Source organism: Clostridium sp. AM28-20LB (assembly GCF_003480665.1).
Taxonomy (GTDB): domain Bacteria; phylum Bacillota; class Clostridia; order Lachnospirales; family Lachnospiraceae; genus Otoolea; species Otoolea fessa.
Genome location: NZ_QUJN01000012.1, coordinates 20,636 through 27,708, shown reverse-complemented (window position 1 = coordinate 27,708; position 7,073 = coordinate 20,636). Strand labels below are relative to the sequence as shown.

Annotated in this window: 7 protein-coding genes and 2 tRNA genes; 4 read left to right on the top strand and 5 right to left on the bottom strand. The window is 40.7% G+C overall.

Annotated elements, in window-relative coordinates; translation table 11 throughout:
- Positions 1-65 precede the first annotated feature (65 nt).
- Positions 66-137, top strand: a tRNA-Glu gene (locus DW739_RS14480).
- A gap of 5 nt (positions 138-142) precedes the next feature.
- Positions 143-213, top strand: a tRNA-Cys gene (locus DW739_RS14475).
- Between the two features lie 209 nt (positions 214-422).
- Here the strand turns inward: DW739_RS14475 and DW739_RS14470 are convergent.
- The 4 genes from DW739_RS14470 to DW739_RS14455 all read right to left on the bottom strand — a co-directional run bounded on the left by DW739_RS14470 (position 423) and on the right by DW739_RS14455 (position 4,209).
- On the bottom strand, positions 423-1,583 hold the full coding sequence (locus DW739_RS14470) for a site-specific integrase (RefSeq protein ID WP_118743261.1): 1,161 nt from the start codon (positions 1,581-1,583) through the stop codon (positions 423-425).
- A gap of 72 nt (positions 1,584-1,655) precedes the next feature.
- Positions 1,656-1,844 carry a hypothetical protein gene (locus tag DW739_RS14465; protein WP_022358918.1) on the bottom strand — a complete coding sequence of 63 codons (189 nt, stop codon included), beginning with the start codon at positions 1,842-1,844 and terminating at the stop codon, positions 1,656-1,658.
- A 69-nt stretch (positions 1,845-1,913) separates the two neighbouring features.
- A complete protein-coding gene (locus DW739_RS14460; RefSeq protein ID WP_118743260.1) occupies positions 1,914-3,689 on the bottom strand; it encodes a phage/plasmid primase, P4 family in 1,776 nt (591 codons plus the stop codon).
- On the bottom strand, positions 3,649-4,209 hold the full coding sequence (locus tag DW739_RS14455) for a hypothetical protein (protein WP_147355514.1): 561 nt from the start codon (positions 4,207-4,209) through the stop codon (positions 3,649-3,651). The genes DW739_RS14460 and DW739_RS14455 overlap by 41 nt, the downstream gene beginning before the upstream one ends.
- 217 nt (positions 4,210-4,426) lie before the next feature.
- Between DW739_RS14455 and DW739_RS14450 the strand changes: the two genes are divergently transcribed.
- Positions 4,427-5,500, top strand: a complete 1,074-nt coding sequence (locus tag DW739_RS14450; RefSeq protein ID WP_118743258.1) for a hypothetical protein — start codon at positions 4,427-4,429, stop codon at positions 5,498-5,500.
- A 161-nt stretch (positions 5,501-5,661) separates the two neighbouring features.
- On the opposite strand, the gene DW739_RS14445 is transcribed toward DW739_RS14450, so the two are convergent.
- Positions 5,662-5,838 carry a helix-turn-helix domain-containing protein gene (locus DW739_RS14445; RefSeq protein WP_022358914.1) on the bottom strand — a complete coding sequence of 59 codons (177 nt, stop codon included), beginning with the start codon at positions 5,836-5,838 and terminating at the stop codon, positions 5,662-5,664.
- Between the two features lie 244 nt (positions 5,839-6,082).
- Between DW739_RS14445 and DW739_RS14440 the strand changes: the two genes are divergently transcribed.
- Positions 6,083-7,015 (top strand): DUF932 domain-containing protein, encoded by a 933-nt coding sequence (locus DW739_RS14440; protein ID WP_118653320.1) that lies wholly within the window; start codon positions 6,083-6,085, stop codon positions 7,013-7,015.
- Positions 7,016-7,073: the final 58 nt, after the last annotated feature.

Sequence of the window (7,073 nt, the reverse complement as noted above, 5' to 3'; positions counted from 1 at the left end):
CACGCGGCTGTTAACCGCGCTGTCGTAGGTTCGAGTCCTACTCGGGGAGTTTTAATTTAATATCTGGCCCCATGGTCAAGCGGTTAAGACATCGCCCTTTCACGGCGGTAACACGAGTTCGAATCTCGTTGGGGTCATTTATGGCGACATAGCCAAGTGGTAAGGCGTGGGTCTGCAACACCCTGATCACCAGTTCAAATCTGGTTGTCGCCTCTAAGGAATCATCGTAAGGTGGTTCCTTTTTTTATGCCTGGAAAGCCTTATTTTACAAGGGTTTCCGGGATTTTAGACTTTTGATTGGCTGTGAAATATCCATGAGAAAATTTCCTTGTAAATTTCCGTTAGAAGTCATTTTTTACTGCTCTTGAACGAAAAATAAGGCACCAATAGGGCACCAAATTTTTCAGCCATTTATTGGATGGCTATACCAGAGTCTGTACGGCAGAAAATGCACGCTCCAGGCTGGTATGAACGTAGGTATCATAAGTGATTTTCACGGAGGAATGTCCTAATAGCTGACTTACTACCTTAATGTCTACACCGGCTTCTATCAACTGACTGGCGAATGTATGGCGCAGTGCGTGAATTGTTACAGGCGTTATGCCAAGCGACCGCTGCATATTTTGAAAAATGTGATAGAAAGAGCTTTGAACCACCATCTTTCCAGTTGATGTGCAGATTACGAAGTTGCTTTGAATCCGTTTCCGGTCGTGCAATTCTTTTAGATGGCTAAGGGCAGCCAGCGCTTTATCGTTTAGGGGAACTTGGCGAGTTCCAGAACGGGTTTTCGTAGAAACGATAATTTGTTTACTTCCATGTGCATTGATGTCATCACGGTTTTTGATTCTGGAAGCATTTTGTGATACGGTCAGTGTCTTGGCTTTGAAGTTGATTTTATCCCATGTCAGTCCGAGTGCTTCGCCGGAGCGCAGCCCGGTATTGGCAATTAGCACATAGGCGGAAGCGTACCAGTATCGCGGTTCTCCGCTTGAATAGAGGCAATACTGCGCTTTTTCAAGTTTTGCTAAATCTTCGCTTGATAATATCTCAATTTCTTTTGGCTGAATCGCCATATTTTCCTGTTTGGGGAGCTGTACCCCGTCAACTGGATTGTACCCGATATCACGGACGGCAACAGCATATCGGAAGCAATTATTCAGGAGGTCATAGACCTTCTTTAGAGTTGAATAAGCTAACGATGATGTGTATGAATTGATTAAGGCTTGTATTTCCATGCTGGTAAGGCTTCCTAACTGACTGCGACCTACCGGAGCATGCTTGATCTGTCGGTTGTAAGTGCGTTCCAGACGATCGTAGGAAGCTGGTTTCATAGTGTGCCGTTTTACATTTTCAAGCCATCGCTCGATATAGGTGTTGACGGTCTCCTTGCGCGCAATTATTTCCTGCCGCTGTGTTTTTTCATAAAATTCATTGAGGTTCTTTTGAACATCTTTTTCAGAGGTTCCGGTATAATAATATGTATCGTATCCGGTAATACGGATGCGCCCAAGATAAGAACCATTTGCTTTCTTCTGGATGTTTCCAGCGCCTTTTCTTTTTCGGGTACTTGTAGTAGATGGCATTTTAGTGCTCCTTTCGTCTAAAGATGCGGATTGTGACGAGTAACAGGTGTCACAATCCGCCGCTGTTAAAAATCAATATAAAATTTCTTTTCCTGCATTTTCCAGAACCCAACGCTGGATTGCTTCATCGCTGGTAACATACTGGCGACCGACTTTCACAACCGGAAGGACACCTGCGAGCAGTAGCTGCCGGAGCTTTGTTTTTCCAAATGGAAAGATCGTTAATAAGTCGGAAAATGAATATAAATTGCTGTAAACCATATCAAAATCTCCTTTCTGTGTATTTCACAGATATGATGTATAATCTAAAAAATGAAATTTACCTGTTGCCTACTCAGCCCATTGTTTTACCCGGATACCTGCAAGAGCAGCCATTGGATTTTTCCCTGTTTCATGCCGCCTTCTGGTAGAGCATCCATTGATATTGGAGCAAAACCAGCTGATGAACGTGTGGTAGCGCAGGGGAGAAAAATCGGACTCCTCACAGAAATTACAATAAATCTCGTATAACTGTCGGGAGTAAACCATATCGGTCGGTTCTCCAGTGACCTCCAGGTATTCTTCTACAAATAGTGGGATACTTTCTATAGAGTCACACTCTTGATACCGCCAGCGTTCTTTTATCTTGTCCGCGGCTTCACAGGGAGAGAAAATGTAATGATTATTGACTACATTGCTCAAAGCGCGCAGGCAGATGGATATAATAGCGTCTTTTTCCTGTAGAAGCCTACGGGAAAGCTCTGTATCTGCGTCTTCCTTTTCTATGGTGTAAAGAAAAGGAATTACGACCATACGTTCCCAGAAAGCATCGTCTTCATCAGAACGTGAAATCGTAACGGGATAGTTGCTTGCGAATAGAAAGCGCATTGTGCTGTGAATATCCCGCAGTTTGTCATATTTTCGTTCTATTGAAATGCTGTCCCCACCGGTAATCTGTTTGATGATAGACACGACGATAGGGGTAAATTTTCCTTTAGGGAGATCCAGAGATAGATTGAGAAGTTTTCCCTGAATATCGCCCATCGAAAAACGTCCGGGAATCTGGGCAATGGATTTACTGGTAACCAGTTTATTGCCAAGCGTTTTTTGAAGAAATTCGCCTAACGTACTTTTACCACTGTTTGGAGCGGTTCCCATTACAAAGAAACATTTCCCTTTATTACAGGAAGAAAGCAAATATCCCAGGGATTCTATGATTCGAGTTTTAATTTCAGGACTCCCACCGCTTATAGTAGATAGGAATCCATCAAAACTCTGGCTTTCAGGCTCTTCTATCCAGTCGGCGTCCAGTGAATAGAAAATAAGAAATTTCTTATTATGAGCAAGAAGTTTCAATTTTTTCAAATTCAGGACACCGTTTTTGAGACTGACATAATCAGCGGATTTCTGGAGCTTTTCCTCATAATCATCTGGAATCAGGCGTTCGTCTACCCGCATATAGGTAAATAAATCGTCAAATTTTTTCTTCGAATAGCTGGAGAACGCGTCCTGTCTGACTTTCGAGCGGACAATCCTCAGAAGATCTTCCGAATCTTCAATAATCTGATAGCATTTACCTGTATAATAATAAAGACAGTTATCATGCAGGATGATAGTCAGAGCATTGGTAATAGCGTTTGCTATCTGGTCTATGTTCATTGAAGATTTATTTTTTCCTGACATCAGTGCTTGGGGTACCACGGGGATTACCGTAGGCTGCGGCGCTGATACAGGTGCTATTTTTTCTGCCGGAGGATTCGGAGAAGGTTTTACTGGTATCTCATCCTCGCTTGGCGAACTGGATGAGTCGATAAGATTTTGGAAAAAATCATCTTCATCAAATTCGAATTTTAATTTTTTAGTTGACCAGTTACCAAGTCTCCGTGTTTTCTCCGTCCTTTTTGCTTTTTTCCTCGGAGTATTTTCTTTATGTTCCGTGGGCAGCAAGAGATCGTCCGATAGATTTTCTGTATATTCGGTATCGGGAAACGCTTGAGAAAAATCTTCAGTAAGATCTACCTGCATATTTTCGGAAACATTTTCTGATTGGCAAATTTTTGAATTTGCTTTTTGCGTTTTCCACCCCCTATCTGAATGATGGGTCCATGTAGTCATTTTCATGTCCATTTTTATTTTCCTTCATACTTGAATTATCTTTATCTTGCATAAACAGGGTCAATAAGGCACAAATCGGAGAAAATCCGTTATTGGTATTCTCGTCCTGTGTAATAACCTGTTTATCAGAAGAAAAGAAAAATGCTAGACCATATTCTTGATTTTCAATGAACCCATGAATGGAAAAATCCTGTAGGAAGAAAAAGTCCTTTCCATTATTCAGAATAAACTGCGCTTCAGATGTTTTGGAGTTTCCAATCCCAATTCCTAATTTTTGAGGACTTTTAATCCATATCCATAAGGTAGCAGGAGCGGATATGCCTCTTCCGTTTTGAACAGACCAGATCATAGAAGAGTGGTTCTGCTTGATACAGATGTAGGCATTGCCTATTTCTGAGTGATTATAAACGTCTAATTTGGCAGTCGCTTTTCTGCTGTCAATCCTGATAAAAACATCAGAATTCTTAGGTTGCATTGCTTTGTTTGCGCCTTCTATAAAGGCGTTTCTTGTTTCGTTTGATGTTTCATTCATAGTTTTTATATGGTAGCACAGTTCCGGAGCTGCGCTACCATTCCTCCTTTTGTTTTATTTGTATACGTACGTAATATGTGGTGCCTATGTCAGAATTCTGAAAAATGATTTGCTAAAAACCATTTGCAGTGTTATCATGCCATATGAGTGATCTATTTGTATATAAAAAACCAATAGACAAGAAAACGAGAATGATCACTAGTAAGGAGAGGGTTTAATGCAAATAGGATTAACGAATGAATATCGTGCGAAATTATGGCGTGAGGTTGGCGCGAATGACCCGGTGGAAGAAAATAAAATATATTGGGACTATAAAAGTCGAAGGAGTGAATTGCTGGAGGAATTTTTAAAAATTGATTATTCAACAGAAGAGTCGATTATGCGCTTTTTAATTATGTATGGTTTCCCCGAACCGCTGCTAGATGAAACGGGAGTCAATACGCCAGCAATGAGAGAGTTGACAGAATTTATTAAACGAGTAATTGCAGTGTTAAATAGAGCGAATAAGAAAGTATACACCCAAAATCTATCTCAAACTAAAAAGGAGAATCAGACGGATGATGATAGAACTATTTTTTTAGATATTATGAATTTATTAACAGGAAGTTGTATTTTAGAGTGTTTAGAAATGCCGGAGGATACGAACTATGAGATGGATACACCAATATTATTTTTTTTAATGGAATTACTTATGCGGTGGCATAGATGTGGAAATAGTGAGGAACGTATAAAGCAAGAATTTAAAGAGTTATTTGTTAGGTTTTTTTGTGAGGATGGAATAAAAAATGTAGGTAAAGAGTCTATGTGGATTCAATTTTCTAAGTTGATTGATTGGAAAGATATGAGCCTTTATAAAATAATACGCGACAGAAATGGGTGTATGAATTTTGTGCTCAGGGAAGATGTTAAATTAAATTTTTCAACTACTTTAGCAGGGAAGAGATGGAGGGAGAAGGAAAATACAAGGGAGTTAATCAGAGAATTTTGGAAAGATTTTTCGAAACACATTATGGAAGAATACTGTACTTTCTTTTGGGATAGTGTAAGCTGGAGGGTAAAATTTCGGAAAAATGGGGAAATGGAATTAGTTCCTGATGGGGCTAATATGGTACAAGCGTTAATGCTGGCATTAGCATATACGTATGACAGCAAAACATATTTGAGAGTATGCGAAAACTGTAAGCAATTTTTCTATCCTGCGGCGACACATCCTAATTCTATATGCTGTAGTTCTAGATGTGCGGATAGAAGAAGAAAACGCATTGATAGACAAAGGAAAAAAATACGTTAAAAATGTGCCAATGTTCCGGGAAAACATTGATTTTATTAGTAAAAATGGTTGGTTTAGATAATTATGGGCGCGGACAGAAGGAAATTGTATTTTAATTAATACAAAATGGAAAAGATAAAAAGGTAAAAAAGTTCTGGCACATTGACACATCGGCACATACTTTAATATTTATGATAAATATATTCCAGCACGGCAGCTTTAGGAATTTTCCAGCGTGTGCCGATTTTAAAGCCTTCAATTTCTTCGTTATGGAGTAAATCCAGCAGGGTGTTTTTTCCTATCTTTAAGAGTTCCTGGCATTCTTTAAAGGTCAGGATATCTGGTGTTTGCTCGAACATAGAATCATTCCTTTCAAAAAATAATTTGGGTTGTGGTAGTCCCCATTGGTTTATATGAGTGTTTTTCCCTCCGGTTGTTGCGTACTCTTCGATTTTGAAATCATACATCATTTGTTTGAATCAAAGAAAATCAGAAAGCGAGGATAGAAAATGAAAACAGGAGCACAAATTTTGAAACTAATGGGAAAAGCATCGGCACAGCTGATTATTTGGCTGGCACACAGACTGGAAGGAGGAAACTAAGATGGCAGCAAATGTGGAGACAATGTTTTATACGAGAACGAAACCGTGGCATGGTCTGGGAACCATGGTGGAAGAAGCACCAACATCGGGGGCGGCGTTAGAACTGGCTGGTCTGGACTGGAGAGTGGTTCAGAAAAATCTGGTGACGGAGGAAGGGATCACCGTTCCGGGATTTCGGGCGAATTTAAGAGAGACAGATAATCAGGTGTTAGGTGTGGTAAGTGACCGCTACAAGGTAGTCCAGAATGAAGAAGCGTTTGCTTTTACGGATGAATTACTTGGTGAGGGAGTCACATATGAAACGGCGGGCAGTTTGCAGAATGGTCGCCGGACTTGGATTTTAGCGAAACTTCCCACCCGCTATATTATCAGTGGGGATGAGATTACGCCGTATCTGGTATTCATGAACAGCCATGACGGAAGCGGGGCAATTAAGGCAGCTATGACACCAATTCGTGTTGTGTGCCAGAATACGTTGAATCTGGCGCTATCAACGGCGAAGCGGTGCTGGGCGACCAATCATACGGGAGATATCCGGGGAAAATTGGAAGATGCGAAGAACACGCTGCTTTATGCGGATAAATATATGGCGGAACTGGGAAAGACGATTGATTATCTGAATCAACAGAAATTATCCGATCGTCAGGTGCTGGAATACATAGATTCTATGTTCCCATTGCTGCTGAATCCGTCGGAACAACAGGTAAAAAATATTATGCGTATGAAAGAGGATATGAAAGCGAGGTATTTTGATGCGCCAGATTTACAGCATATAGGAAAGAACGCATATCGTTTTATCAATGCGGTATCTGATTTTGCGACTCATGCCAAGCCGCTGAGAACGCGGAGCGGTTACCGGGAGAATTTATTTGCCCGGACAGTGGATGGGAATGCGATGATAGATAAGGCGTATGAAATGGTAAAAACGGCATAGTGGTAAAAATGAGAGTATCCGTCCAGAAGCGGGTACTCTTTTTCTTTTGCCCATTTGA